21 protein-coding genes, 2 pseudogenes and 1 other annotated feature are annotated in these 25,279 nt (G+C 50.6%); of the genes and pseudogenes, 19 read left to right on the top strand and 4 right to left on the bottom strand.

Annotated features, from left to right (window positions below; all coding sequences use genetic code 11):
• Nucleotides 1-145: 145 nt before the first annotated feature.
• Complete coding sequence (bfr, locus tag GNX18_RS01560) at nucleotides 146-628, top strand: bacterioferritin (RefSeq protein ID WP_138236393.1); 483 nt, start codon at nucleotides 146-148, stop codon at nucleotides 626-628.
• 168 nt (nucleotides 629-796) lie between these two features.
• On the opposite strand, the gene grxD is transcribed toward bfr, so the two are convergent.
• Nucleotides 797-1,129 carry a Grx4 family monothiol glutaredoxin gene (grxD, locus tag GNX18_RS01555; RefSeq protein ID WP_105101507.1) on the bottom strand — a complete coding sequence of 111 codons (333 nt, stop codon included), beginning with the start codon at nucleotides 1,127-1,129 and terminating at the stop codon, nucleotides 797-799.
• 243 nt (nucleotides 1,130-1,372) lie between these two features.
• Here grxD and GNX18_RS01550 point away from each other — a divergent pair, with 243 nt between their 5' ends.
• The 16 genes and pseudogenes from GNX18_RS01550 to GNX18_RS01475 all read left to right on the top strand — a co-directional run.
• Nucleotides 1,373-2,560 carry an aspartate aminotransferase family protein gene (locus GNX18_RS01550; RefSeq protein WP_205828035.1) on the top strand — a complete coding sequence of 396 codons (1,188 nt, stop codon included), beginning with the start codon at nucleotides 1,373-1,375 and terminating at the stop codon, nucleotides 2,558-2,560.
• Nucleotides 2,561-2,577: 17 nt separating this feature from the next.
• Nucleotides 2,578-3,492, top strand: coding sequence for an ornithine carbamoyltransferase (gene argF / locus GNX18_RS01545; protein ID WP_166215035.1), 915 nt, complete (start codon nucleotides 2,578-2,580; stop codon nucleotides 3,490-3,492).
• Nucleotides 3,493-4,304: 812 nt separating this feature from the next.
• Nucleotides 4,305-7,271 (top strand): ribonucleoside-diphosphate reductase subunit alpha, encoded by a 2,967-nt coding sequence (locus GNX18_RS01540; RefSeq protein WP_166215033.1) that lies wholly within the window; start codon nucleotides 4,305-4,307, stop codon nucleotides 7,269-7,271.
• Between the two features lie 279 nt (nucleotides 7,272-7,550).
• Nucleotides 7,551-8,852, top strand: coding sequence for a ribonucleotide-diphosphate reductase subunit beta (locus GNX18_RS01535; protein WP_166215031.1), 1,302 nt, complete (start codon nucleotides 7,551-7,553; stop codon nucleotides 8,850-8,852).
• 250 nt (nucleotides 8,853-9,102) lie between these two features.
• Nucleotides 9,103-9,906 (top strand): toll-Interleukin receptor, encoded by an 804-nt coding sequence (locus tag GNX18_RS01530; protein WP_166215029.1) that lies wholly within the window; start codon nucleotides 9,103-9,105, stop codon nucleotides 9,904-9,906.
• A gap of 62 nt (nucleotides 9,907-9,968) precedes the next feature.
• Entirely contained in the window at nucleotides 9,969-10,388 is a 420-nt protein-coding gene (locus tag GNX18_RS01525) for a hypothetical protein (protein ID WP_166215027.1), read from the top strand.
• Entirely contained in the window at nucleotides 10,381-10,608 is a 228-nt protein-coding gene (locus tag GNX18_RS01520; RefSeq protein ID WP_166215025.1) for a hypothetical protein, read from the top strand. The genes GNX18_RS01525 and GNX18_RS01520 overlap by 8 nt, the downstream gene beginning before the upstream one ends.
• A 75-nt stretch (nucleotides 10,609-10,683) precedes the next feature.
• Nucleotides 10,684-11,643, top strand: coding sequence for a DUF6602 domain-containing protein (locus tag GNX18_RS01515; protein WP_166215023.1), 960 nt, complete (start codon nucleotides 10,684-10,686; stop codon nucleotides 11,641-11,643).
• 179 nt (nucleotides 11,644-11,822) lie between these two features.
• Entirely contained in the window at nucleotides 11,823-12,812 is a 990-nt protein-coding gene (locus GNX18_RS01510; RefSeq protein ID WP_166215021.1) for a hypothetical protein, read from the top strand.
• A gap of 72 nt (nucleotides 12,813-12,884) precedes the next feature.
• Nucleotides 12,885-13,601 carry an NYN domain-containing protein gene (locus GNX18_RS01505; protein ID WP_166215019.1) on the top strand — a complete coding sequence of 239 codons (717 nt, stop codon included), beginning with the start codon at nucleotides 12,885-12,887 and terminating at the stop codon, nucleotides 13,599-13,601.
• 385 nt (nucleotides 13,602-13,986) lie between these two features.
• Complete coding sequence (locus GNX18_RS01500; RefSeq protein ID WP_166215017.1) at nucleotides 13,987-14,379, top strand: VOC family protein; 393 nt, start codon at nucleotides 13,987-13,989, stop codon at nucleotides 14,377-14,379.
• A gap of 264 nt (nucleotides 14,380-14,643) precedes the next feature.
• Nucleotides 14,644-15,384: a response regulator gene (locus tag GNX18_RS01495; RefSeq protein WP_205828034.1), complete on the top strand. Its 741-nt coding sequence runs from the start codon at nucleotides 14,644-14,646 to the stop codon at nucleotides 15,382-15,384.
• Between the two features lie 218 nt (nucleotides 15,385-15,602).
• Nucleotides 15,603-16,064 carry a hypothetical protein gene (locus GNX18_RS01490; RefSeq protein WP_166215015.1) on the top strand — a complete coding sequence of 154 codons (462 nt, stop codon included), beginning with the start codon at nucleotides 15,603-15,605 and terminating at the stop codon, nucleotides 16,062-16,064.
• Nucleotides 16,061-16,243: a hypothetical protein gene (locus GNX18_RS01485; protein ID WP_166215013.1), complete on the top strand. Its 183-nt coding sequence runs from the start codon at nucleotides 16,061-16,063 to the stop codon at nucleotides 16,241-16,243. Before GNX18_RS01490 ends, GNX18_RS01485 begins: the two co-directional genes overlap by 4 nt.
• Nucleotides 16,244-16,999: 756 nt before the next feature.
• Nucleotides 17,000-17,424, top strand: a pseudogene (locus GNX18_RS01480) (transposase); the annotation flags it as partial.
• Nucleotides 17,269-17,385 (top strand) — a sequence feature (AL1L pseudoknot). (Overlaps the previous pseudogene by 117 nt.)
• 2 nt (nucleotides 17,425-17,426) lie before the next feature.
• Nucleotides 17,427-17,615, top strand: a pseudogene (locus GNX18_RS01475) (transposase domain-containing protein); the annotation flags it as partial.
• Between the two features lie 185 nt (nucleotides 17,616-17,800).
• Here the strand turns inward: GNX18_RS01475 and GNX18_RS01470 are convergent.
• From GNX18_RS01470 to GNX18_RS01460, 3 genes are all read right to left on the bottom strand, one after another.
• Complete coding sequence (locus tag GNX18_RS01470; RefSeq protein ID WP_166215009.1) at nucleotides 17,801-18,598, bottom strand: DeoR/GlpR family DNA-binding transcription regulator; 798 nt, start codon at nucleotides 18,596-18,598, stop codon at nucleotides 17,801-17,803.
• 180 nt (nucleotides 18,599-18,778) lie between these two features.
• Nucleotides 18,779-20,071, bottom strand: a complete 1,293-nt coding sequence (gene rhaI, locus GNX18_RS01465; RefSeq protein ID WP_166215007.1) for an L-rhamnose catabolism isomerase — start codon at nucleotides 20,069-20,071, stop codon at nucleotides 18,779-18,781.
• 28 nt (nucleotides 20,072-20,099) lie between these two features.
• Entirely contained in the window at nucleotides 20,100-22,199 is a 2,100-nt protein-coding gene (locus GNX18_RS01460; protein ID WP_166215005.1) for a bifunctional rhamnulose-1-phosphate aldolase/short-chain dehydrogenase, read from the bottom strand.
• A gap of 428 nt (nucleotides 22,200-22,627) precedes the next feature.
• Between GNX18_RS01460 and GNX18_RS01455 the strand changes: the two genes are divergently transcribed.
• A complete protein-coding gene (locus GNX18_RS01455) occupies nucleotides 22,628-24,013 on the top strand; it encodes an FGGY-family carbohydrate kinase (RefSeq protein WP_166215003.1) in 1,386 nt (461 codons plus the stop codon).
• 62 nt (nucleotides 24,014-24,075) lie between these two features.
• On the top strand, nucleotides 24,076-25,248 hold the full coding sequence (locus GNX18_RS01450) for an alpha-hydroxy acid oxidase (RefSeq protein ID WP_166215002.1): 1,173 nt from the start codon (nucleotides 24,076-24,078) through the stop codon (nucleotides 25,246-25,248).
• Nucleotides 25,249-25,279 lie beyond the last annotated feature (31 nt).

The raw sequence follows: 25,279 nt of genomic DNA, 5'->3' as shown, positions 1-25,279 counted from the left end.
TGGCCCTACAATTGTGGGCAGACAGGGACGTCGAGAATCGTTTGAGACGCCCGGCACGCAACTCGCATTTTCGCAAATCGCAACCGGTACTCAGACCGTTTCAGACAATGTTCCCAGGGTGTCCCCGGGGTGAAAGGAGAAAACAATGAAAGGCGATCCCAAAGTCATCGAGCACCTGAACAAAGCACTGGGCAATGAACTGATTGCCATCAACCAGTACTTCCTGCACTCGCGCATGTTCAAGGACTGGGGCCTGAAAGAGCTGGCCGACAAGGAATACCACGAGTCCATCGACGAGATGAAGCATGCCGACTGGCTGATCGAGCGGATTCTGTTTCTCGAGGGTATCCCCAATCTGCAACACCTGGGCAAACTGCTGATCGGAGAAAACACCGAGGAAATGCTCAAGTGCGATCTCAAGCTGGAGCAGAAGGCCATCCCGGAACTGCGCGACGGCATCGCCTACTGCGAATCCGTGCGCGACTACGGCAGCCGCGAACTGCTGCAGCGCATTCTCGATTCCGAAGAGGAACATGTGGACTGGCTGGAAACCCAGCTGGGCCTGATCGACAAGGTGGGCATCCAGAACTATCTGCAGTCGCAGATGGAAAAAGCTTCCGAGGAATAGCCCTTATTTTGTAGGAGCCTGCTTGCAGGCGAACCAATGGTGCAGAATCCGGTTCGCCTGCAAGCAGGCTCCTACAGACAGTCCGGTGATTAATTCCGGGCACAAAAAAACCGCGAAAACTCGCGGTTTTTTTGTGCCCCGGAAACGAGCCCCGGGTAACAGCAACGATTACTCGCCCTGCTCCGCGCCTTTGGCCGCTTCTTCGATCAGGGTCTTCAGCTCGCCGTTTTCATACATTTCCATGATGATGTCGCAGCCGCCGATCAGCTCGCCCTTCACCCACAGCTGCGGGAAGGTCGGCCAGTTGGCGTACTTCGGCAGCTCCTGACGGATGTCCGGGTTAGCCAGAATGTCAACGTAGGCAAAGCGCTGGCCGCAGGCCATGATCGCCTGGGAGGCGCGCATGGAGAAGCCACACTGGGGCGCGTTGGGGCTGCCTTTCATATAAAGCAGAATGTCGTTGTCCGCGATCTGCTGTTTGATGTTTTCCAGAGTATCCATAGTGGAAGCTAACCTCGGGTTGGGAAATGTCCGACGCGGGCCTCAGCCGGCGTCATGCCGTCTTGAATGCGCGCATTGTACCCGATTCCCCTTTTCGCGCACGTCCCGCAAATGCACTGGTGGTGCCGTAGCGCGGCTGTGCTAGTATTGCCGGCTTTCCGGGGAAATTGCTGCCAGAGTGTGTCTTCGACGCATTTTCTGCGGTTTCCCTTACTTTGGCCCACCGACAGAGGAGATATCGCAGTGGCCACTCCCGCACTTATGCAGAACTACGGTAACAGAACCCTGACCCTGGTCAGAGGTGAAGGCAATTACGTGTGGGACGATGCGGGCCGACGTTATCTCGACGCACTCTCCGGTATCGCCGTGTGCGGCCTAGGCCACTGCCACCCGGCGGTCACCGAGGCCATCGAGCAACAGGCCAACACCCTGCTGCACACCTCCAATCTGTACAACCTCCCGCCCCAGGAAAAGCTAGCGGAGAAGCTTGTGGCGCTGTCCGGCATGGACAACGTGTTCTTCTCCAATTCCGGCGCGGAAGCCAATGAGGCGGCCATTAAACTGGCGCGCCGGCTGGGCAACGAGCGCGGCTTCGCCGTCCCGAAAATTGTCGTGACCGAGGGGGCATTCCACGGCCGTACCCTCGCCACCCTCACCGCCACTGGCAACCCCAAGGTGCAGATCGGTTTTGCCCCCCTGACGGAAGGTTTCCTGCGGGTGCCGTATAACGACGTGGCGGCCATCGAAAAACTCGCCGCCGAGCACAACGACATCGTCGCCATTCTGGTGGAACCCGTGCAGGGTGAAGGCGGCATCCGCATTCCCGACGCCGACTACCTGCCGCGCCTGCGCGCCCTGTGCGACCAGCAGGACTGGTTCCTGATGCTGGACGAAATCCAGACCGCCAACGGCCGCACCGGCAAAATGTTCGCCTACCAGCACTTCGGCGACCTGCTGCCGGACGTGGTGACCACCGCCAAAGGCCTCGGCAACGGCGTGCCCATCGGCGCCTGCCTGGCCCGCGGCAAAGCGGCGGAACTGTTCACCGCCGGCAGCCACGGCTCCACCTTCGGCGGCAATCCGCTGGCGTGCAGCGCCGGCCTCGCCGTAATGGAGACCCTCGAGAGCCACTGGCTGCTGGAGCGCGCGGAAAAGCTCGGCAGCGACCTGCTGGCTCAGCTGAAAAGCGAGCTGGAGGGCTGCGCCCAGGTAAAAGACGTGCGCGGCCTCGGCCTGCTGGTGGGTATCGAACTGGATCGCCCCTGCGCGGAACTGGTGGACCAGGCCCGCGCCGAGGGCATGCTGATCAATGTCACCGCCGGCAATGTCGTGCGTCTGTTGCCGCCGCTGACCCTGACGGACGACGAGTGCCGCCAGATCGCCACCACCGTCGCCAAACTGGTGCGCAACTTTGCCCCACAGGACGCCTGATTTACGGAGGAACCCCTATGGCAGTCAGACACTTTCTCACCCTGCTTGATCTGAGCAAGGAAGAGCTGCGCGCGGTCATCGAGCGCGCCATCGAACTTAAAGCCCTGCGCAACCAGGGCGTTACCAGCGAGCCTTTCCGCAACAAGGTGCTGGGGATGATCTTCGAAAAAGCCTCCACCCGCACCCGGGTGTCTTTTGAGGCCGGCATGGCACAGATGGGCGGCCACGCCCTGTTCCTGTCGCCGCGCGACACCCAACTGGGCCGCGGCGAGCCGGTTGAAGACAGCGCGCGCGTCATCTCGCGCATGGTGGACATGGTCATGATCCGCACCTTCGGCCACGAGATCCTCGAGCGCTTCGCCGAGTTCAGCAAGGTGCCGGTGATCAACGCCCTGTCCGACAGCTACCACCCCTGCCAGCTGCTGGCGGACCTGCAGACGTATTTCGAGCATCGCGGCAGCCCGGAGGGCAAGGTGGTGGCCTGGGTGGGTGACGGCAATAACATGTGCAACTCCTACATCAGCGCCGCGCGCCAGTTTGATTTCGAACTGCGCATCGCCTGCCCCGAGGGCTACGATCCGGACCCGGCCATCGTCGCCGCCGCCGGCAACCGCGTTACCGTGGTGCGCAAACCGGAAGATGCCGTGCGCGGTGCCGACTGGGTTGCCACCGACGTGTGGGCCTCCATGGGCCAGGAAGACGAACAGCGGATTCGCATGAAGGCGTTTGCGGGCTACCTGGTGAACCACGAACTAATGAGCCACGCCAACCGCGACGCGGTTTTCATGCACTGCCTGCCCGCTCACCGCGGCGAGGAAGTGAGTGGTGAACTGCTGGAAGACGAATCCATCTCCGTGGTGTGGGACGAAGCGGAAAACCGCCTGCACGCACAGAAAGCCCTGATGGAGTTCCTGCTGGACAACAGTAACTGACCGTTATTGTCCGAGCAGCGCGAAGAGGCGCCGGAATACTACCGGCGCCTCTTTTTTGACCACGAATGCCGCGCAAATTTCGACCTGTCGGTACCTCTTTGCACAGGGAATAACCAGGCCCAAATTATTATTGCCACGCTTAATTTGGGGCCTCGTTACTATTAAAAAATATTCTTAGAAAAACCGCGCGGTCGTCCAATCTGATCACTTTTCATACCCGCCCAGTAACGGCGGGCGCTGCAGGCCGGGAATAAACCGCGCCGCACCGCCTACCCACAAATTATCCACAAGTAACCCCGAAGTTATCCGCCTTGAATTAGCCTCCCAATCGCATTATCTTGTTGGTCATTCGAGATCGGACCCCAATATATTGGGTTTGAGGGCGAATCAGCCCCCAACATCTTCTAGGGAAAGCGGCGCAGGGCGCCCAGGACCCACCACAAGATATTGTGTCCGACCGCTATCGCACCAACTAGGCCAGACCTGTACACAGCCCGTGTCAGGGCACCGGAGCGGTGGATAAGTGCTTGCCGGCGGCGCGCCGGGCATATCCACAGGCAATCCGGCAACAGGGTGCCCCTGAGTTTCAGACGCAGTATCAAGCAGTACCCCAACAAGAGTTACCCGAGCGGCGCCCCGGCACCGCCGCCGCTGCTTGTGTCTGTTGTCTGAAGAACCCCGGGAAAGCAGGAAGGCCCGGCACTGGTAAGCGAGCGCAGATATTTTCCGGCCACAAGCCGACACATCCAAAAGACCAACGCAAAAACCAGGCAAGTCACACTCGACGCGCACACAGAACTACGGAGAAATTCATGCACACAGAGACAGGGCGCCCCCAGTCTGTGCCAAATGGCACTACCAAGGATTCGGTAACAGACCAGGCCAGCAGCAACACCACCCTGGCTGCCACTGCCCCCGGTCAGATCCGCGTGATCAAACGCAACGGCACTGTTGTCCCCTACGACGACAGCAAAATCTCCGTAGCCGTTACCAAAGCCTTCCTCGCCGTTGAAGGCGGCACCGCCGCCGCTTCCCGCCGTATCCGCGAGCGCGTGGCCGATCTGGTTGCCCAGATCAGCGCCACCTTCAAGCGCCGCATGCCTTCCGGCGGCACCATCCACATCGAGGAAATCCAGGACCAGGTAGAGCTGGAACTGATGCGCGCCGGCGAACACAAGATCGCCCGCGACTACGTACTCTACCGCGAAGAGCACGCCCGCCTGCGCGCCGAGAAAGAAAAGCAGAAAACCGCCGGCACCGAACCCGCCGATGCCCATCCGAGCATTCGCGTCCCCTCTATTCGGGTAAAACGGGAAGACGGCTCCCTGGTAGCGCTGGACATGGAGCGCCTGCGCACCATCGTGCGCGAAGCCTGTGAAGGCCTGACCGACGTCGACGGCGAACTGATCCTGCGCGAAGCCCTGAAAAACCTGTACGACGGTGTGTCTGAAACCGACATCAACACCGCACTGGTGATCACCGCGCGCACCCTGGTGGAACAGGAGCCCAACTACACCTACGCCACCGCCTTCCTGCTGCTCGACAAACTGCGCGCCGAAGCCCTGCGCTTCCTCGGTGTGGCCGAGTCCGCCACCCAGAAAGAAATGGAAACCTTCTACAAGCCGGCGCTGGCCGCCTATGTGGAAAAAGGTATCGCGCTGGAACTGCTCGACCCGGCCCTGGCCAGCTTCGACCTGGAGCGCCTGGGCGACGCCATCAAACCCGAGTGCGATCACCAGTTCACCTATCTCGGCCTGCAGACCCTGTACGACCGCTACTTCCTCCACTCCGACGAAATCCGTTTCGAACTGCCGCAGATTTTCTTCATGCGCGTGGCCATGGGCCTCGCCATCAACGAAGAAGACCCGAACGGCCGCGCGATTGAGTTCTACAACCTGCTGAGCTCTTTCGACTACATGAGTTCCACCCCGACCCTGTTCAACGCCGGTACCCTGCGCCCGCAGCTGTCCTCCTGCTACCTGACCACCGTGCCGGACGACCTGCACGGCATCTACGGTGCCATCCAGGACAACGCCATGCTGTCCAAATGGGCCGGCGGCCTGGGCAACGACTGGACGCCGGTGCGCTCGCTGGGTTCTTACATCAAGGGCACCAACGGCAAATCCCAGGGTGTTGTGCCCTTCCTGAAAGTGGCCAACGATACCGCGGTAGCGGTCAACCAGGGCGGCAAGCGCAAAGGCGCCGTGTGTGCGTACCTGGAAACCTGGCACCTGGACATCGAGGAATTCCTTGAGCTGCGCAAGAACACCGGTGACGACCGCCGCCGCACCCACGACATGAACACCGCCAACTGGGTGCCCGACCTGTTCATGAAGCGCGTATTCGAAGACAAGGAGTGGACCCTGTTCTCTCCGGCCGATACCCCGGACCTGCACGACCTGTTCGGCGACAAATTCGAAGAGCGTTACAACCACTACGAACAACTGGTGGCCGAAGGCAAACTGAAGCTGCACAAAAAAGTGCGCGCGGTAGACCTGTGGCGCAAGATGCTGGGCATGCTGTTTGAAACCGGCCACCCCTGGATCACCTTCAAGGACGCCTGCAACCTGCGCAGCCCGCAGCAGCACGCCGGCGTGGTACACAGCTCCAACCTGTGCACCGAGATCACCCTGAACACCAAGGCCAACGACGAAATCGCCGTGTGCAACCTGGGCTCCGTGAACCTGTCCCAGCACATTGGTGAAGACGGCAAGCTCGACATGGGCAAGCTGGAAAGTACCGTGAAAACCGCCGTGCGCATGCTCGATAACGTCATCGACATCAACTACTACTCGGTGGAAACCGCGCGCCAGTCCAACATGCGCCACCGCCCCGTAGGCCTGGGCCTGATGGGCTTCCAGGACGCGCTGTACAAAGCCGGCATCTCCTACTCCAGCGATGAAGCCGTACAGTTCGCCGACATCACCATGGAAGCGATCAGCTACTACGCCATCTCCACCTCCAGTGATCTGGCGGCCGAGCGCGGCGCTTACAGCAGCTACAAAGGCTCCCTGTGGAGCCAGGGCATACTGCCAATCGACTCCATCGAAATTCTGGCCAAGAACCGCGGCGAGCAGTTTATCGATCAGGACACCAGCAGCACCCTCGACTGGAGCCTAGTGCGCGAGAAAGTCGCCAGCCAGGGCATGCGCAACTCCAACGTGATGGCCATCGCCCCGACCGCGACCATCGCCAACATTACCGGCGTGTCCCAGTCCATCGAGCCCACGTACCAGAACCTGTACGTGAAATCGAACCTGTCTGGCGAATTCACCGTGGTGAACCCCTACCTGGTACACGACCTGAAAGCCCGTGGCCTGTGGGACAAAGTGATGGTCAACGACCTCAAGTACTACGAGGGCTCGGTGCAGAAGATCGACCGCATCCCGGAAGACCTGAAAGCCAAGTACGCCACCGCGTTTGAAGTGGAGCCGCGCTGGATCGTGGACGCCGCCAGCCGCCGCCAGAAGTGGATCGATCAGGCCCAGTCCCTGAACCTCTACATCGCCGGCGCCAACGGCAAGAAACTGGACCTGACCTACCGCATGGCGTGGTACCGCGGCCTGAAAACCACCTACTACTTGCGCGCCCTGGCCGCCACCACCACGGAAAAATCCACCGTGACCAGTGGCACCCTGAACGCAGTGAGCTCTGGCGGCGCCCCCGCCGCCAGCGCCGCCCCGGCTGCTCCGCAAGCCTCGGTTCAACAAGAACCAGTCCCGGCCGCAGTGCCCCAGGCCTGCTCCCTGGACGACCCAGACTGCGAAGCCTGCCAATAAGCCGGTAAAGATGTAGGAGCCTGCCCCGCAGGCGAACCGAGAGCCTCCAAGGCTCTCGGCACGAACCCAAAAGACTCTCGGGGGAGAGCAACCGCACGAGCCTGTTTTTCACAAACAGCACTCGCGCACCAAGACCATAAGCGCCGCCCCGGCGCCGGACCCGAAACGCTCACGCAGCGTCACGGCCCGGTCCGGGCGCAGGTCGCACGACACACAGATTGAAGATCCCCAGCCGCTACAAACGGCACGGGAATTGCTCAGGAAAGATAAGGGGAAGTCATGCTCAGCTGGGACGATTTCGAAGCACCAAAAGCCAAAACCACCGAACCGCAACCGGTGCCGGGCGCACTGCAATCCGAGCAGCAGGCAGTCACCGAACCCGGCGCAGCCTATGAATCAGGCAGCGCCAGCAGTGCCCCGGCACCGACCGCGGCCCAGAGCCAGGAAAATGCAGATTCCAGATCCTCAGCAACTGCCGCAGCGCCCTCTTCCGCCGTAGAAGCCGCGCGCGCCGCCGTTGCCGACCTGGACCCGGCCCCGGGCCTCGAAGAACTGGAAATGGGCGCCGCCCGTATCCAGGTGGACGAAAAGCGCATCATCAACTGCCGCGCCGACCTCAACCAGCTGGTACCGTTCAAATACGACTGGGCCTGGCAGAAATACCTCGACGGCTGCGCCAACCACTGGATGCCGCAAGAAGTAAACATGAACAAAGACGTGTCCATGTGGAAAGACCCCAATGGTCTGACCGAGGACGAGCGTCGCATCGTGGAATACTCCCTGGGTTACTTCTCCACCGCCGATTCCCTGGTAGCCAACAACCTGGTACTGGCCATCTACCGCCACATCACCAACCCGGAATGCCGCCAGTACATCCTGCGCCAGTCGTTTGAAGAAGCCATCCACACCCACGCCTACCAGTACTGTGTAGAGTCCCTGGGCATGGACGAAGGCGAAGTCTTCAACATGTACCGCGAAGTACCGAGCGTCGCCAAGAAAGCCGCGTGGAGCCTGTCGCACACCCAGTCCATCGGCGATCCCACCTTCAAAACCGGCACAGTAGAAACCGACCAGGAACTGCTGCGCAACCTGATCGCGTTCTACGCGGTGACCGAAGGCATCTTCTTCTACTGTGGCTTCACCCAGATCCTGTCCATGGGCCGCCGCAACAAAATGACCGGCGTTGCCGAGCAGTTCCAGTACATCCTGCGCGACGAGTCCATGCACCTGAACTTCGGCATCGACGTCATCAACCAGATCAAACTGGAAAACCCGCACCTGTGGACCGAAGCGTTCAAACAGGAAGTGACCCAGATGATCCTGGAAGGTATGGAACTCGAAGTCGCCTACGCCCGCGACACCATGCCCCGCGGCGTACTCGGCATGAACGCGGCCATGATGGAGGAATACCTCCACTTCATCGCCAACCGCCGTTTGAGCCAGCTCGGCCTGAAAGAACAGTTCCCCGGCGCCCAGAACCCCTTCCCCTGGATGTCCGAAATCATGGACCTGCGCAAGGAGAAGAACTTCTTCGAAACGCGGGTAATCGAATACCAGACTGGCGGTGCGCTGCAGTGGTAAGGCACTGACTATGCATCGACTGTAGAAAGGGATTTACTACAATGAAGAGTCGCTCACAGGAAGAGAGGTATTGAAGCGGGCGAAAGCCCGCTTTTTTTATATTAGAGGACTTGGCGAAGCCGTCACTTCCACCTCGATAACACGGTTGTGTGTATATTTGGATATGAGCTCCTAAATCTAGACACTCACATCTGCACACGTTTTTGAATAAAATTGTTAGCAATCCGAAAGTTTTTAGAATCGAGAGTATATGAAAATTTTTGTAAGCTGGTCAGGGAAAAGAAGTAAAGCCGTCGCTGAATTAATGAGCGACTGGCTTAAATGTGTAATCCAAGCTTCTCAGCCTTGGATTTCTACAAGAGACATCGACCGTGGTGCAATTTGGTTTTCTGAAATTAGTGACAAGTTAAAAGATGTTTCTGTCGGTGTGGTTTGCCTAACGCAAGAGAATAAGAATAAGCCTTGGATACTATTTGAAACCGGGGCGCTGGCTAAAGGACTAACAACAAATAGAGTTTGTACATTTCTCATTGACCTCAATCCCGAAGACTTACAAGACCCTCTAGGCCAATTCAATCACACTACCCCCGATAAAAGTAGCGTTTGGGAGTTGACCAGAACAATCAACGACTGTTTAGATGAAAAGTCCCTAGATGAGCGAATTTTGAGTCAAGTATTTGAAACATACTGGCTTCAATTCAATGAGAAATTTCAAAAAGCGTTGAATGACAATCCTCCAGAAGAGGTTGTTCCTCCTCGGTCAGAGCAAGACATTTTGTCTGAGATTCTTAATAATACTCGAAGCCTGACCCATCGTATTAGAGATCTTGAGTCGGAAGTTCATTTCAAATCTCGTAACCTCAAAAATATCGATTTCGACAAAAAGGCCAGAATAAAAATACTTAACATGATTGAGTCGGGTAACTATTCATTAGAGGAAATGGCATCGTCCTTAGTTGATTACGATATGCCCGAAAATTATGCGATGGATCTAGTTAAGAAAACTTTGATGAATCATAAATTGAACATGAAGCGAGAAATTGCTAACAAGTAAATACAGCCGACCGCTAACGCATCGGCTGATTCAAGCGTTGAAATTCGGCAAATCGGCAATTTATGAATGAATATAAATTACTAATACATATTCTTGAGTGTTGCGAAGAGAGCGGGAATAGGCATGATCATGTTCGCTTCGATGTAGACCATAAATTGCTTGAAGAACTCTATGATAGATATGGATTGCAGCCTTCTATAGATGAGCTGAAAAAAATAGTTGACCGTTGCTATTCTAGAGAATGGCTTGAGCATGCGTACCTTGGAAGCGGTCGCCATAATGGGCTAAAGCTAACTAAAAAGGGAATGGGCGTTGCCACTTCTAAAAGAAAATCAGAAGAGTTGCGTAAAAACCGACTTTTGCCCAAAAAAATTTCAGACTACATCGAAGATCATAAAGGCCTTTTTTTACTCTTGGGTTCTGTTATTGCTATCGCAGGTCTAATAATTAGCATCCTTAAAATGGGTTCCGACAATGGATAAAAATTACACTATTGAAGTAGTTTGCTTGTTTTGTGATGCGGCATTAAAGGTTGAAGAAGGCAAAGAGTATCAATCTGGAGATATGATCGAATGCTCCGAGTGTGGTGAGTCGAATGATTATGATTCAGTCTTAGATATTGCTGAAGAAAAAGGTGTTGAACTAGCCAAAAATGAGTTGGAAAAGGAGCTTAAGTCAACGTTTAAGAACCTTTTCAAGTAATAGTTCTTACAAAGCCAAGCAGTTTGCTCCGGGCCTTCGGCCCTCCGGGGGGCAGCCCTTATCGGAAATTTGGACATGGCTGTAAAAAATCAGTACCAGGACTTACTAAGATCCAAAGTTGTATCTGCCATATCTCAAGCAAATGCAGCTGCAGGGTTCTCACACCAAGGAGTAAAGGGCACAGTTCTTGAATTATTAGTTAGCCAGCTATTTACACCATTATTACCAGCTGACGTCGGAGTTGGCACAGGGCAGATAATAGATAGCTATAGTGGGAAACTATCGGGCCAAATAGACATTATTTTATATAATAAGGCCATCTTGCCCCCAATTCTGATGGATGAAAAAGTTGGCATTTTTCCAATAGAATCTGTTCTCTATACCATCGAAGTAAAAACAACTTTAAATGCTACCGAGCTAAAAATGGCGCATGATAGCGCAAAAAACTTAGCTCAGAATTTTAGTTATCGTCCTGGCTTAAAAGGTGAAGATGGCAAAGAGAAGCATCACACCATTGAAAAAGTAAGGTCGGTAGTATTTGCTCTTCACTCAGATCTTAGTGGTAATAAACTAAATGAGGCCGAGCGATATCGAAAATTATACGGTGAAGATGCGGCACATATACGAGCCATTTGTGTTGCCGGAAAGGAATATTGGTACGATAACGGGAATTACTGGATAGGTTTTAAGGATGGTCAAGACTTCGATGAGATTCTTGCATTTATCGGTGGGGTAACCAACACCTATCGAGAAGTTTCGACTAGTCGAGGTCAGCCTTGTTTAGGTCACTATGTTATTCCAGAGGCTAGGGGGTTCATCACAACAAAATCTAAAAATGTGCCCTCTGTAGCATTGACATGTGAAAATTGCGGCATTGAGGGGAAAATGACTCCGAATATTGGCCCAATGGATATTACTATTAATGGAGCAATTTCCTCAAAAGAACCTTGCCCCAACTGTGAAGGCAAAATGTCTTCCAAAAATGGAACCTACGTTTTCAAAAATGGGAAGCTTGTTGATAGCAAGTTGGGCTAAAGAAATACTGGGGTCAGAAATACTGCTGGGGTCAGAGTAAAGTTATGGCGTACATAGCCTCAAAGGACCCAAACACCAAATATTGCATTGACCCCAGTTTTTCTGGATAAAGCTGTTTGGCCTGCGCGCAAAAAACTAACGCTCTACTGTCAATAAAAAATAGCACTTCACCTGAGAATATGGAAAAGCAGAAAATAGATTTACTTTCTAAGCTTCTAAAAACCACACCTACAATCACAGAAGGTATAAAAGCAAAACAATTTAGAGCCAAAAACCACCAACACTTGGATGAAATTGATCAACTAGAATCCGGTGGCTACATTGAACGAAGGGCAGAAAATTATCATATCAACCTACGCGCCCTATCAATAATTGACAAAAATTCTGGCGAAATAGAACAAATTTTTGACGTTTGCGAAAAAGTTTTCCAGCTCCTAAAGAACATTTACTTCAATGATCAAGATGAAAGAATTTCACTGGAATTCATCAGCAAATCATTAGATTTTTCAAGAGAAAAAATTAACACTGCTATATATTATATATCGCAGTCAAGCCTACTTAGTGGCTACACCTCAGACTTTCAAGCCAAAAATGACGCATGGGTTATTCCGTCCGAAGACCTACTCAGGTTCGAAAATTTCAGGGAAGCCAGCACCAGGTTTGAAAGACCCGACGCCGCCCCAATAGACGACTTTTTCTTACAACATCAATCCGAAAGCCTATTTAGTTCCGACGAGAGCCATATTGCATTTTCTCAGTATTACATAAGCAGCGACAGAATACGCGAATTAAAAGTTATAAAACACATAGACTTTGATCTTTCACGGCTCATCAGAATATGTGAAGAGATAAATTCAAACTATCAAAACAAAAACTATATTGCCCTCGGAGCACTACAACGGATATTAATAGACCACATCCCACCCATCCTAGGATTTAGAACATTCAAAGAGATTGCTTCAAATTACCAAGGAAAATCGCTCAAAGCCGTATTTCAACATCTAGAGAATGGCTGCAGAAAAATTTCAGACAATTTAATACATCAAACAATCAGAAAATCAGAGTCACTACCGACTTATACGCAGGTGAACAACTCTCAATATCTAGATGCACTCCTAGCTGAAGTAATAAGGACTTTAAAGGAATCAAAAAATACCACACATCAATAGAAAGATAGCTGGAGTCAGAGTATAAATTTGACACAAGTATCTTCGCCTACTCGATAATTCCATGGATGAAAAATGGACGAAACAAAGCAGAAAATTGCGCTTTTCATCGACGCCGACAATGCGCCCGCGGGCAAGTTCGAAGATGTCCTGAGCGAGGTCGCCAAATACGGTGTGGTCACCATCCGCAAGGCCTATGGCAACTGGAAATCACCCACACTCAGGGGCTGGGAAGAGCTGCTGCACGAACACGCCATCCAGCCGGTGCAGCAGTATGACCTGACCAAGGGCAAGAACGCCTCCGATATCGCGCTGGTGATCGATGCGATGGATGTGATGTACACCAAAGACATCGACGTGATGTGCTTTATCTCCTCGGACTGTGACTTCACCCCGATGGTGACCAGGGCACTGGCCGAGGGCAAGGTGGTGCTCGGGTTTGGCGAGCGAAAGACGCCGATGCCCTTCGTGAACGCCTGCTCCAAATTCCTGTTCCTCGACAAATCAGACGTGGTCAAGGAAGAGAACGGTGAAAAGCCCAAGAACATCAAATCGGATGCCAAACTGATCACCCTGCTGCGCCAGGCCATCGAGGCTACCGAGGACGACGATGGCTGGGCGGTACTCGGCGCCGTCGGTTCCAACATTTCCAACCGCACGTCGTTCGACTGCCGCAATTACGGTTTCAAGAACCTGAGCAGCCTGTTCCGCGCCATCGACCTGTTTGAGTTGAAGCGGGGCCAGGGTAAGTCCTACCTGGTCAGGGATGCAAGAAAAAGCAAAAAGAGCTGATCGATTCGCGACGAGCGGCATCGGGGTTGAGACGCAGTCCTTTTCAGCTATGAGCGTGGCGGAGGTATCCAACAATGCTTCAAGTGAAACGCCCCCTGCAGGCAAGATCGAGGATGTCCTGAGCGGAGTTGCGAAATATCCATCCGCAAGGCCTATGGTAATTGGAAATCATCCACACTGGGAGCAGGAAAGAGCTACTGTACGAACGCGGGATCGAGCCCGTGCAGCAGTATGACCTGACCAAGTCCAATATTGCACTGTGAACGATGCGATGGATGTAATGTACACCAAGGATATCGACATGATACGTTTTATATGCTCGGACCGTGATTCTTGCGATGCCATACAATAGCGAAGAAAAATCAACTGATACAGGATACAAGCTATGTTTAATCACATCATGGTAGGCTCGAACGATATTGAACGTTCGAAGAGCTTCTACGACGCCGTACTTGGAACACTCGGAGTAGGCGAACCACTGCGCAACAAAGCTGGCTCAGGCCATATCCGGCTCTTCTATCGCCACGATGGCAACACCTTCTGTGTCACAGAGCCAATAGATGGCAAAGAGGCAGCTCCCGCAAATGGAGGTACTATTGCCTTCAAATGCAGCTCACCCGAGCAAGTTCAAGAATTTCATGATACAGCGGTTGCACATGGCGGGCAGACGATTGAAGAGCCGCCGGGCCTGCGCGAGAGCAACTTGGGTGCAATGTATCTTGCCTACGTTCGCGATCCTGATGGAAACAAGCTCTGCGCAATCTATCGCGTGAAATAAATCTATCAGCCAACATGGATTTTTCACGCCCAACCAAACGAGAAACCCGGGCAATTTAAAGCATTAAAATATCTTGGAACCACGGAAGGACCTGATCTAGATCGTCCAGAAGTTCAACTTTTCATTACAGCGGGTAGTGTAAATGTCATCTAAGGGTTTCTCTTCGCCAACAAATGAATATCACATATTTTGGAAAGCACTGTGAACGATGCATTCTTGATCACTTCCAGCTGACCATTATCTGAAGGAGAAAAGGAGCAAGGAGTGAATATTCTAATTGCAGAAGACGATCAAATGATCCAGGTGGCTCATCGGATGGCCATGAAAAGCTTTGGATTCAAATTTGATATGGCATCAAATGGAAAGCAGGCCGTAGATTTTGCCAGGAAAAATCAAGGTAAATACGATTGCTGCCTTATGGATGTCAATATGCCAGAGATGAGCGGTATTGAAGCCACGAGAGTAATAAGAAAAATCAGCAGCTACTTTCCTATACTGGCGTTAACAGCCAATGAATCCTACAGAGAAGCATGCTTTGCAGCAGGGGTGGATGATTTCGCTAAAAAACCGTGTTCGTTAAATGAATTGTTCGATAGAATCAAGAAGTTGTCAGTAAAGTCATATAGACTCATAACCAAGTCAAGCAGTTTCGGTGTGAAAGAGGTGATGCCAGTGGACAAGCAACAAGCTGAAGAACTAAGAGAGCTTGCAAGAAAAAACTTGTGCAAAATGGTTTTGTTCGAGAACCCCAATCGAGCATTGATTGTGCACAAGAACACCATTAATAAGATTTCCCATGACTTTAACGTAAAGGGCCAGCTGCTTACTACGTTCCTTAACCGAGACGAAGACAAACCAACGTTATGCCATCTTTTCAAAGAGAGTAGCAATCTGTTGCCACAGACTCTACTTACCGAAGATGATTTTAATAATATGCTGGAAGCGGAAGATCGCGAGTTGAGTGCGTATACCGCCCTATCACTGAATTCGACGAATGAAGAATAGAATCATCTTACATTAGCAGGGCCTCCTTCCAAGGACAGCTTACCTTTTGCACGTTTTGCGCGTTTCGCTGCGACCCCATTGTCGCGCATAAGGTAAGCTGCCCTGCTGGCGGCGTTAATTCTAAACTCATGGAGGAGATTATGTACGGCTGGAGAGATGATCACATTCGGACTGAGGAAAAATACAGAATTTTCCGAGAGGTAACATACGAGTCCGTCATGGAAGAATTTCCCGAGATTGAGGCGATGGGAATATCATATAAAGATGCCTTCACTGCAGATTCTTGGAAAAACATCAATTCAGTCGAAGCGCGCAGAAGTCGAGGCGGCTGGGAGTGGGTAAGGGAGTTTTCTTACTATAAAAAAAGACCAAATCGGTTTGAGATATCTTTGTGGAGGACTGGAATTTTAGGTGCACTTTGTTACGGGCAAACCTCTAAACAAGGTACAACCGTTAGAATGAATCTGATTGAATCTATTCCAATAAGACCTACGCCACTAGGCATGAAGGCATTCCCTATCATGTCATATGCCGCAGCAGTTTTTGCGGATATTGTGGGTGCGGATGAGCTTTGGGTTCTAGATCCAGATCCCAACTTGGAGAGCTTTTACATGAAGGAAGGTTTTAGCTCTAGAACGATCTATCATGGTAAGCGAGTCGGACAGCGGAGGATATTATGATCCCTGATCCAAACACAAAAGAAGGTCGAGAAGAAATAGTGCGCAGGGCAAAAATGCGAAAGAAAGAAGCAGCCAAAGTCAGAGAGCGCGCTCAGGATATTTCTGATGCGGAACCATCAGGAAAACTAACTAACCCTAGTGATCTTGATAGAGTTAAGGATAGAAAATCAGATGATTAATAACTCAGTACATGACAAAGAAAAATTGAAGCAGCAGGTCAAAGAAAATAATTCGAAAATCAAACAAAAGGCAAAAAGTATTGAGCAAGTTTTAAAGAGTAAGAACTCCGATAAATCCCCCCCTGCATAGAGGCATAGTCCCGAGTTAACGAAGCGCTGCAGAGGGATGGCGTTAGGCTAAGTGTATCCGTGAAAAATATTTACGAACTAATTGATCTAATTAGCGAAAGGACTGCGATGTACACCGGTGAGTGTAAGCTCTCTAACATTAGGTCATACCTGGATGGGTATTACCATGCGGTTGGCGACGTCGAATTTTTAGATGATTTTCCTGGGTTCCACGACTGGATAGCTCAAAAGTACGGGTTCAATGAATCCACCGCCGGATGGCAGAATATGATACTAGCCGTAGAATTGAACCTTAAACCCAACAACTTTAGCTGGGTCGGCTTTGATGACGGAGCGAGCAACTCCATTCATGAAAACTCAGTGAGTAGGTTCTTTTGTCTCGTTAGCGAGTACAGGAGCCGCTTAACAAGTGGCTCTTTTTAGCAGCGCAAAGCGGTGCAAATGAGCCAAGTGTTAAACGTAGATATCCGGCTAATCAAGAAGTAGCCCGCTTAAAAAAGCAAGCCGTGGCCGATTGCGGCGTTAGCGATATACAGAAACTCGGAGATATAAATGAAGTATCCGATAAAAGGATTGAACCGCCCCGGGTTTCGCGGAGACTCCACTTTTTGAGAGAATGGAGCCCATATGAGTAAGCACCCCAAATTTTCCCCTGAAGTCCGTGACCGGGCCATCCGGATGGTCTACGAAGTTCGGGAGTCCCACACATCGCAGTGGGCCGCCATCGAGGCCGTGGCCAGCAAGATCGGCTGCACCGCGCAGACACTGAGCAGCTGGATTCGCAAGGCAGCTGCGCCTGCGCCCCCATCCGCCTCGGCTGCCGATGCCCGCGTCAAGGAACAGGAACGCGAGGTTCGCGAGCTGAAGCGGGCCAACGAGATCCTCAAACTGGCCAGTGCTTTTTTCGCCCAGGCGGAGCTCGACCGCCGCTTAAAGTGATCTGGGCGTTCATCGACAACCATCGGGAGCGGTTCGGGGTCGAGCCCCTTTGCAGGAGCCTGCAGGTGGCCCCGTCAGCCTATCGCCGTCATGCCGCCCGACTGCGTAATCCCATGCAGGGGCCAGCGCCACCTGCTACTCCCTAATCGAAACCGCCAAGGCCAATCAGTTGGAGCCCTCAGCCTACATCCACTATGTACTGGACCGAATCGGTGAGGCCGACACGCTGGAGAAGCTCGAAGCTCTTCTACCGTGGGATGTGCCCTTGAAGCCTGTTTCAAAAAATGTGGCTCAGTATGGTTAGGGGAAGTGTGTCGATTTAACGGCGCTTACCCTGAAAGTGTGTTAAATAATGTGATATCTAATATGGATAATAGAGTTTATTCTCAGAGATATTCAGGCTTGGCTAAACTAACCCGCATAAAGACTCAAAAAATCTTATCAAGACTCATCCCTCAATCGATATATGAAGTACTTAACAGCGCCAGGTTATTGGTTAGGCACGTTACAATCCACTAGGACAACTTCAATACCACTACGCTCAAACAGCTTGATATCAGATTCTTTGGCACGCGAATCAGTGATTAGAACATCAATATTTTCCAGGGGCTCGAAAATGAAATTACTACGCTTTCCCAATTTTGAGCTATCCGCAAGCACAATTAGCTTTTCCGCCTGCTTTCGCAACTTGTGCTCAGCTCTTATCAAAAGCGGATCAGATTCCATAACCCCACAATTCCCAATTCCAGGGGTACCCATAAACATTTTACTCGCATGATAAAATGGTATGGTATCGTTTTCGAATGGACTCAATACGACCCCCTGCTTTCGATAAACTTCTCCGCCAGGCAATGTTATTTGGTTATCGCTATTCTCGATTAAATCCAAAGCCAAGTAGTATGAGTTTGTAAGAATACTAAGATTTCGGTCTTTTAAGAATTCCCCCATCATATATGTCGAGGAGCCGCCATTGATAATTATGGACTCCCCGTCTTCACACATCTCCACGGCACGCTTCGCTAACTGACGCTTTTCAGGAATGTTCCGTCCAAGACCCAATAGAAACCCACCATTCCTACGCTGAAGAAGTTGCTTGGTGCGTTCTGAAGCGGATATTTCAGCTCCGCCACGTTTACGTTTTATTTTCCCTTCCCGCTCGAGCTGTGTCAGATCTCGCCTAACCGTTGCCTCTGAGGCATCAACCTGTTCACAAAGAGCGCGCACGCTCGTGTAATCTTGCTCAGAAAGAGTGGTTAATATTAATTGGTGACGTTCACTTTCAAGCATTAAATTCTATTGACCTACACTGATTAAGTTTAAGTACTGTGGATAGCAGCCACCCCCTAGAAAACTAGGCAGAGCGCTAAAAAATAGCTTTTTCCCATACCCCAAACAAAAAAGCGCCGCAAAGCGGCGCATACAAGGTCTCCATCCAAGCGACAAGATGATGAGAAAACAAATTAAAAATTACACGATGCCGGAACCGCTACCTGCCATAGCAGGACGATCTTTTGCCACCTGGGCACGATACTCAGACTGGCGATAAGAATATATCGGATCTATAGCACCTCCAGACCGATATCTCGCCATTGCTAGTATTGAGTCTACGTCCATATTAAACGCCTTCTTAAGCGTGGCACTTGCCATCAAAGCATCATTCTTATCCTGAAACTCGTACAGAGCGTCCCGGTCTATGATTAAGGCTTTGATATATGAACGTTGAACTTCAATAGCAGAATTAATCAAACTTTCGATGGGATCTGTAACATTATGAGATTGATCCAACATATAGGAAGGATCAAATCCTTCCTGGCCACGAAATTCTGCATCTACCAGCTCATTAAATATTAAAAATTGCTGGTACGGATGAAGAGAACCGCTGTCTAGATCGTCGTCACCGTACTTACTATCGTTAAAATGGAAACCGCCAAGCTTTTTAAACTGGATCAAGCGGGACACGATCATTTCAATATTTACATTCGGTGCATGATGTCCCAGATCAACCAAGGACTTCGCCTTATCCCCTAGCTCCATAGCCGCAAGGATATTACTACCCCAGTCCTGCACTACTGTTGAGTAAAAAGCAGGCTCAAACATTTTGTGCTCAATATGCAGCTCCCAATCGGATGGAAGCGCACCGTAAATGGTCTTCATGCTGTCGAGATAACGCTCGAAAGCTCTTTGGAAATGCTGCTGCCCAGGGTGGTTGGAGCCGTCGCCGATCCAGACAGTCAACCGTTTGGATCCGAGCGCTTCCCCCCACTCAATACACTGAATATTATGCTCAATCGCTTGCTCACGCGTTTTAGCATCAGTATTAGTTAGACTACCGTACTTATAGGACTTTGCTTGATCAACTTGATCTTGGAACGTATTTGAATTAATCGAATCCCATTTGAGTCCCAAAGAATCTGAATAGCCTTTCAACTCCTTAAAATCATCGACAGCATCCCACGGAAAGTGTGGAGAAACACTCTGAGCACACCGCGATAGCTCATTAATTACCGAGCAATCATCCAGCTTCTCAAAAATATTTCTCGGTTCACCAATACCAGGGAATCGCGCAAACCTTGTCCCACCAGTGCCCACGCCCCATGATGGTACCGCAATTTGAAAATTTTGAGCCTTTTCAACCAGAGCCTCAATATCTAGGTTTTCTCTTGCGAGACGGCTTGAAAGGTAGGAATAATCTTCCTCCAACGCACTGAGCTTTACAGCATTCTGCTCGGAGAGCATATCTACATTAATTTTATTATTCATCTCAAGACCTATACTAATGAAGTTGCTTCTACCGGGTAAATGACGGCGCGTGGCCAGCGTCAACATTAATAATATTGCCAGTAGATTTGGCGGACTTATCAGAAGCAAAAAAGTAAACTGCTTCGGCAATATCTTCAGGGAATACGTTCAGCTTTAGCAGGCTTCTATTTCGATAGTGCTGCTCCAGTTCTTCCTCACCCATGTTGTAAGCTGCTGCTCGCTCCTCTCTCCATTTTCCAGTCCAAATTTTTGAACCGCGAAGAACCGCATCCGGGTTTACAACGTTACAACGAATTCCCAGGGGAGCTCCTTCTAACGCAACAGAGCGCGCCAGCTGAATTTCTGCAGCTTTTGCTGTGCAGTAAGCAGATGCATTAGGTGAAGCTACCAAGGCGTTCTTGCTTGCCACAAAAACATAGCTACCGCCAGTATTTTGAGCCTTTAATAGCTTGAATGATTCCCGGCTAATGATGAAGTAGCCAGTAGTCAAAATACTGATATTTTTATTCCAGAGATCCAGGGACGTTTCGTCCAGAGGCGCGGATGATGCAATCCCGGCATTCGAAACAATTATGTCCACGCCTCCGTACTCTCTCGATACGGAATTGAATGCATCAGACACACTGGCTTCACTGGTAACATCACATACGACACTCCGTATGAAGTCCGGACCAAACTCTTGCTTCAGCTCGCTTTCTGCCACAGCAAGAGATTCCGAATCGATATCAGCCAAAACTACGCAGCACCCTTCCTCCAGCATACGTCGAGCAGTAGCTTTACCAATCCCCCCTGCGCCTCCAGAGACAAAGGCTACATGCCCAGCAAGAGATTTTGGCTTCGGCATACGCTGTAGCTTTGCCTCTTCAAGTAGCCAGTACTCAATATCAAATGCTTCCTGCTCATCCAACCCCAGGTATGCGCTTACGCCACTAGCATCACGCATAACATTGATTGCGTTCACATAAAATTCACCAGCGATACGAGCGGTTGGCTTGTCCTTGGCAAAAGTAATCATACCTACGCCAGGTACTAGGTACACGACGGCGTTCGGATCGCGCATTGCGGGGCTAGTAGGGTTCTTACAACGCTCGTAGTATGCAGCGTAACCCTCACGGTAGCTCTCCAGCTGCGCATCCAACCCAGAAATACAGCGCTCGATCTCGATATCCAGATCAACGGCATCGGGATTGAAGTCCAGAACTAGAGGACAGATTTTGGTGCGTAGAAAGTGGTCCGGACATGAGGTCCCCATTGCAGCAAGTTCTTTCAGCTCAACAGAGTTTACAAATTGAAGTACTGCTTCTGAGGTGTTGAGGTGACCGACCTTCTTCTGTCCCTGAGTGATTTTTCCACGAATCAGGGGCATTAGACGCTCTGCCACTTTCTCTCGAGACCCCTGATGTAGCCCAAGCACAATTGAAGAACCACCAAAGGCTTCTTTAGTATTATTTCGAGCCAGCCAGTCAGAAGCCCGCTGAATCACCTCAATGGTATTCAGGTAACAGTCTTTTGAGGTATCCCCCCAAGTAAACAGTCCATGTCCTTCGAGGACTACACCTTTGATATTGGGGTTTTCATTACACACAGCTTCCAGCTGTAGGCCGAGATCATAGCCTGGGCGCTGCCATGGCAGCCACCCAAGAGCCCCCTCAAAGATCTCCTCAGTCAGTTTCTGACTGTCTTTAGTGCATGCAATTGCAATCACGGAGTCTGGGTGCATGTGATCAACATGCCTATGCGGAATGTAAGCATGCAACGGTGTATCGATGCTCGCTGCCCTGGCATTCAGATTGAATGTACAGTGAGGGAGATACCCCACCATCTCATCTTCAAACTCTTTTCCACGGTACAGAGACTTCAACTGCTGCAGTTTGTCCATATACAGCGTGGAAAACCCATTCAGCTCAATTGAACCAAGATCCCCACCAGAGCCTTTGACCCACAAAACCGTGGTGTCCGTTGATGTCAGCGGATCCTGCATTTGGATTTTTGCAGACGTGTTTCCACCGCCATAGTTAGTAATGCGCAGATCGCTCCCGAGGAGGTTTGATCGGTACTGCAGAAGTTCTGGTTCGTCCAACCGCGAAGCTACGGCGTCATCCCAAAGATTGGTCAGCGTTGAAGTCATCGATAAACCCATTATTGTCAGATATTACTTCATTGTACGTACGTTGATTTGGTGCATCTGAGACACATTCAGAGCAAAACCCCACCCCAGACCAAGAATGCACCCGGAACCCACTAGGTACCGCCCAACGATTGAGTACGATTGTATTTGATTGGTTTTAGCCTCGCAAGCAATCATATTCGATATTTTTGTTGTAACAACAATCACACCCGGATAACCTTTCGAGCATGAGGCACGGCCGTTTGCACAAGTCAAACCGCGTGACTGATCAGACATTCACCAGGTAAAACTGGCAGCAGAGGTATAGTCAATAGGCAGTAGCCTCCTGCAAAGCAGTGTCCAGCCCGCCGGAATGTACATGCCGCGGTATCGATCAGAGCCGGCCTAAAACCTAGAAATCTAATCGGTAATATCAGAAGAACTAGATCATGAATCACATCGCAATATTGGATATCGGAAAAACCAATATAAAGCTGCACTTGCGCTCGGAGACCGGGGACTCAATCAAACAGGCAACGAAGCCCAATTCAGTTTCAGATACCCCACCGTACCCACATTACGATGTTGAAAGCATCTGGAGATGGATACTTGATCATCTAGGCGGCTGGCAGATTGATCATAATATAACCACAATTGTCATCACTACACACGGTGCTACGGCCGCCCTGATTGACCGAACAGATCCCAGTACTCCATTAGTGCTACCGGTGCTTGATTACGAATATAAAGGTGTAGAAAGCGCGAATGAGAATTACCAAAGAGTTCGCCCATGCTTCTCCGAGACAGGATCACCAGACCTACCCGCAGGGTTAAATCTTGCCAGACAACTGTATTGGCAGTACTCAATGTTCCCTAACGAGTTTTCGAAAGTAACCGACATACTGACCTACCCACAGTACTGGGCTTGGCGCCTAACGGGAAAAAGATACTCCGAGGTCACATCGCTCGGGTGCCACACGGACCTGTGGAATCCTCAAAAAGCAACCTACTCGAGCTTAGTTGAGGCGATGAACTGGACTAAGCTATTCCCCGAGTTAAGACAGGCTACCGATATTGCAGGCGCAATTGCACCTAATATTGCGACGGCAACAGGAATATCCACGGACTGTAAAGTTTACGTAGGAATCCACGATAGCAATGCAAGTTACTATCGCTATTTAGCAAAAAAAAGAGGCGATGAGTTCACAGTAGTTTCCACTGGCACCTGGTCAGTTGCAATGTCGAGCCACTCAAAACCAAGTTCTCTATCTGAATCTCAAGACCTACTTCTCAACGTAGATGTCAACGGATCTCCAGTAGTCTGTTCAAGATTTATGGCGGGGCGTGAGACGCAACTAATATGCGACCAGCTAGACGGCACAATTGATGAGGACTTTACGGTATCTGATCTTCAACGCCTGATTGACAATTCATGCTTCTGCTTGCCCTCTTGGGCAGACGGCACCGGCCCCTACCCTCACAAAACCGGAAAAATTATTGGAGAACTGCCACTAAATACGCCTCCCGCGGCAGTAGCAACACTTTACCTAGCATTAATGATTGACAAACAGTTAGACCTTATCTCATCAAGTGGTCCAATATTTATTGAAGGCGCATATCAAAAAAACAACCTTTTACTCGGCATACTTTCTACGCTGAGGGGAAATCAAGAACTATTTGTTTCGAAAGATGAAACCGGAACTGTGACCGGCGCATTCATGCTAGCGAAAGAAATTGACTCGGAAGATGTTGTCTCCGTTAAAAAAATAGAGGCAGTAAAACTACGTGACATTCAACTCTATAAGAAAAAATGGTCTGACCATTGTGACAACTAAAAACCCATAGCTTTCTTACAACCTCAGAAAACCTTAGTAATTGAAGATCGGATTTTACCAACATGAAAAGCTTGAATAAATGCAATAACATTTCCGACATCCGAAATTTGGCCAAAAAGAAATTACCCGCCCCGATGTTTCACTACATTGATGGCGGTTCGGATGATGAGTGGACGCTAAGACGAAATACCGACGCATTTAACGACTATCAATTAGAACCAAACTACCTTCGCAACGTTTCAAGTATTGATCTGAAAACTAAGGTTTTGGGGTGCGAGATTGACCTTCCGTTTTTCCTGTCCCCAACAGGAATGTCGCGCTTATTCAACCATGAAAAAGAGCCCGCCGCCTGTCGAGCAGCAGATAAATTCGGCACGCTATATAGCCTTTCGACCCTCGCAACAACTAGCCTTGAAGATATAGCCGCTGAGACTACCGGCCCCAAAATGTTTCAAATCTATATTCTTAAAGATAGGGAGCTCACCAAGGAGTTTGTACAGCGCTGTAAGGATAGTAAGTATCAAGCACTTTGCTTGACTGTAGATACTATGGTCGCGGGAAACCGGGAACGGGACCTCGTAAATGGGATGACAATGCCCCCTAAAGTCACTAGCTTTAAGAATTTTTTTAGCTACGCAACCAGTTTCGAGTGGCTTTTTAATATGGCACTCAATCCTGACTTCAAACTGGCCAATGTTGCACATCGTGTTGATGCTCTCGGCGGCGGCTCTATGGGTCTAATCGACTACATTAACAGTCAGTTTGATAGAAGTGTGACTTGGGAAGATGCAGCCTGGCTTGCCGAGCAGTGGGATGGACCTTTCATTATAAAAGGAATCCAATCCCCTTCCGATGCACAAAGAGCCGTGGAGATTGGCGCAACAGGAATCATGATATCCAACCATGGGGGAAGACAACTCGAGAGCGCGCCTGCACCAATCGATTCATTAGCACCTATAAGAGATAAAGTTGGCGACAAACTCGAGTTAATTGTAGACGGAGGTATTAGGCGTGGCACCCATGTGATAAAGGCATTGGCACAAGGTGCCGACGCCTGCTCTATCGGGCGGGGATATTTGTTTGGCTTGGCAGCAGGAGGTCAGGCTGGTGTTGAGCGATGCATCAGCATACTAAAGACCGAAATAGAGAGATCCATGACTCTTCTCGGCGTCAGTAAAGTTTCTGAAATTAACTCAAGTCATATATCTAGATTGGCAAAAATTCCCAACCTCTGAGCCCTCACTTGAAACAACAAGAGCGATAAAA

Source organism: Microbulbifer sp. SH-1 (genome assembly GCF_011326135.1).
GTDB lineage: Bacteria > Pseudomonadota > Gammaproteobacteria > Pseudomonadales > Cellvibrionaceae > Microbulbifer > Microbulbifer harenosus.
This window is presented reverse-complemented; position numbering and strand designations above follow the sequence as displayed.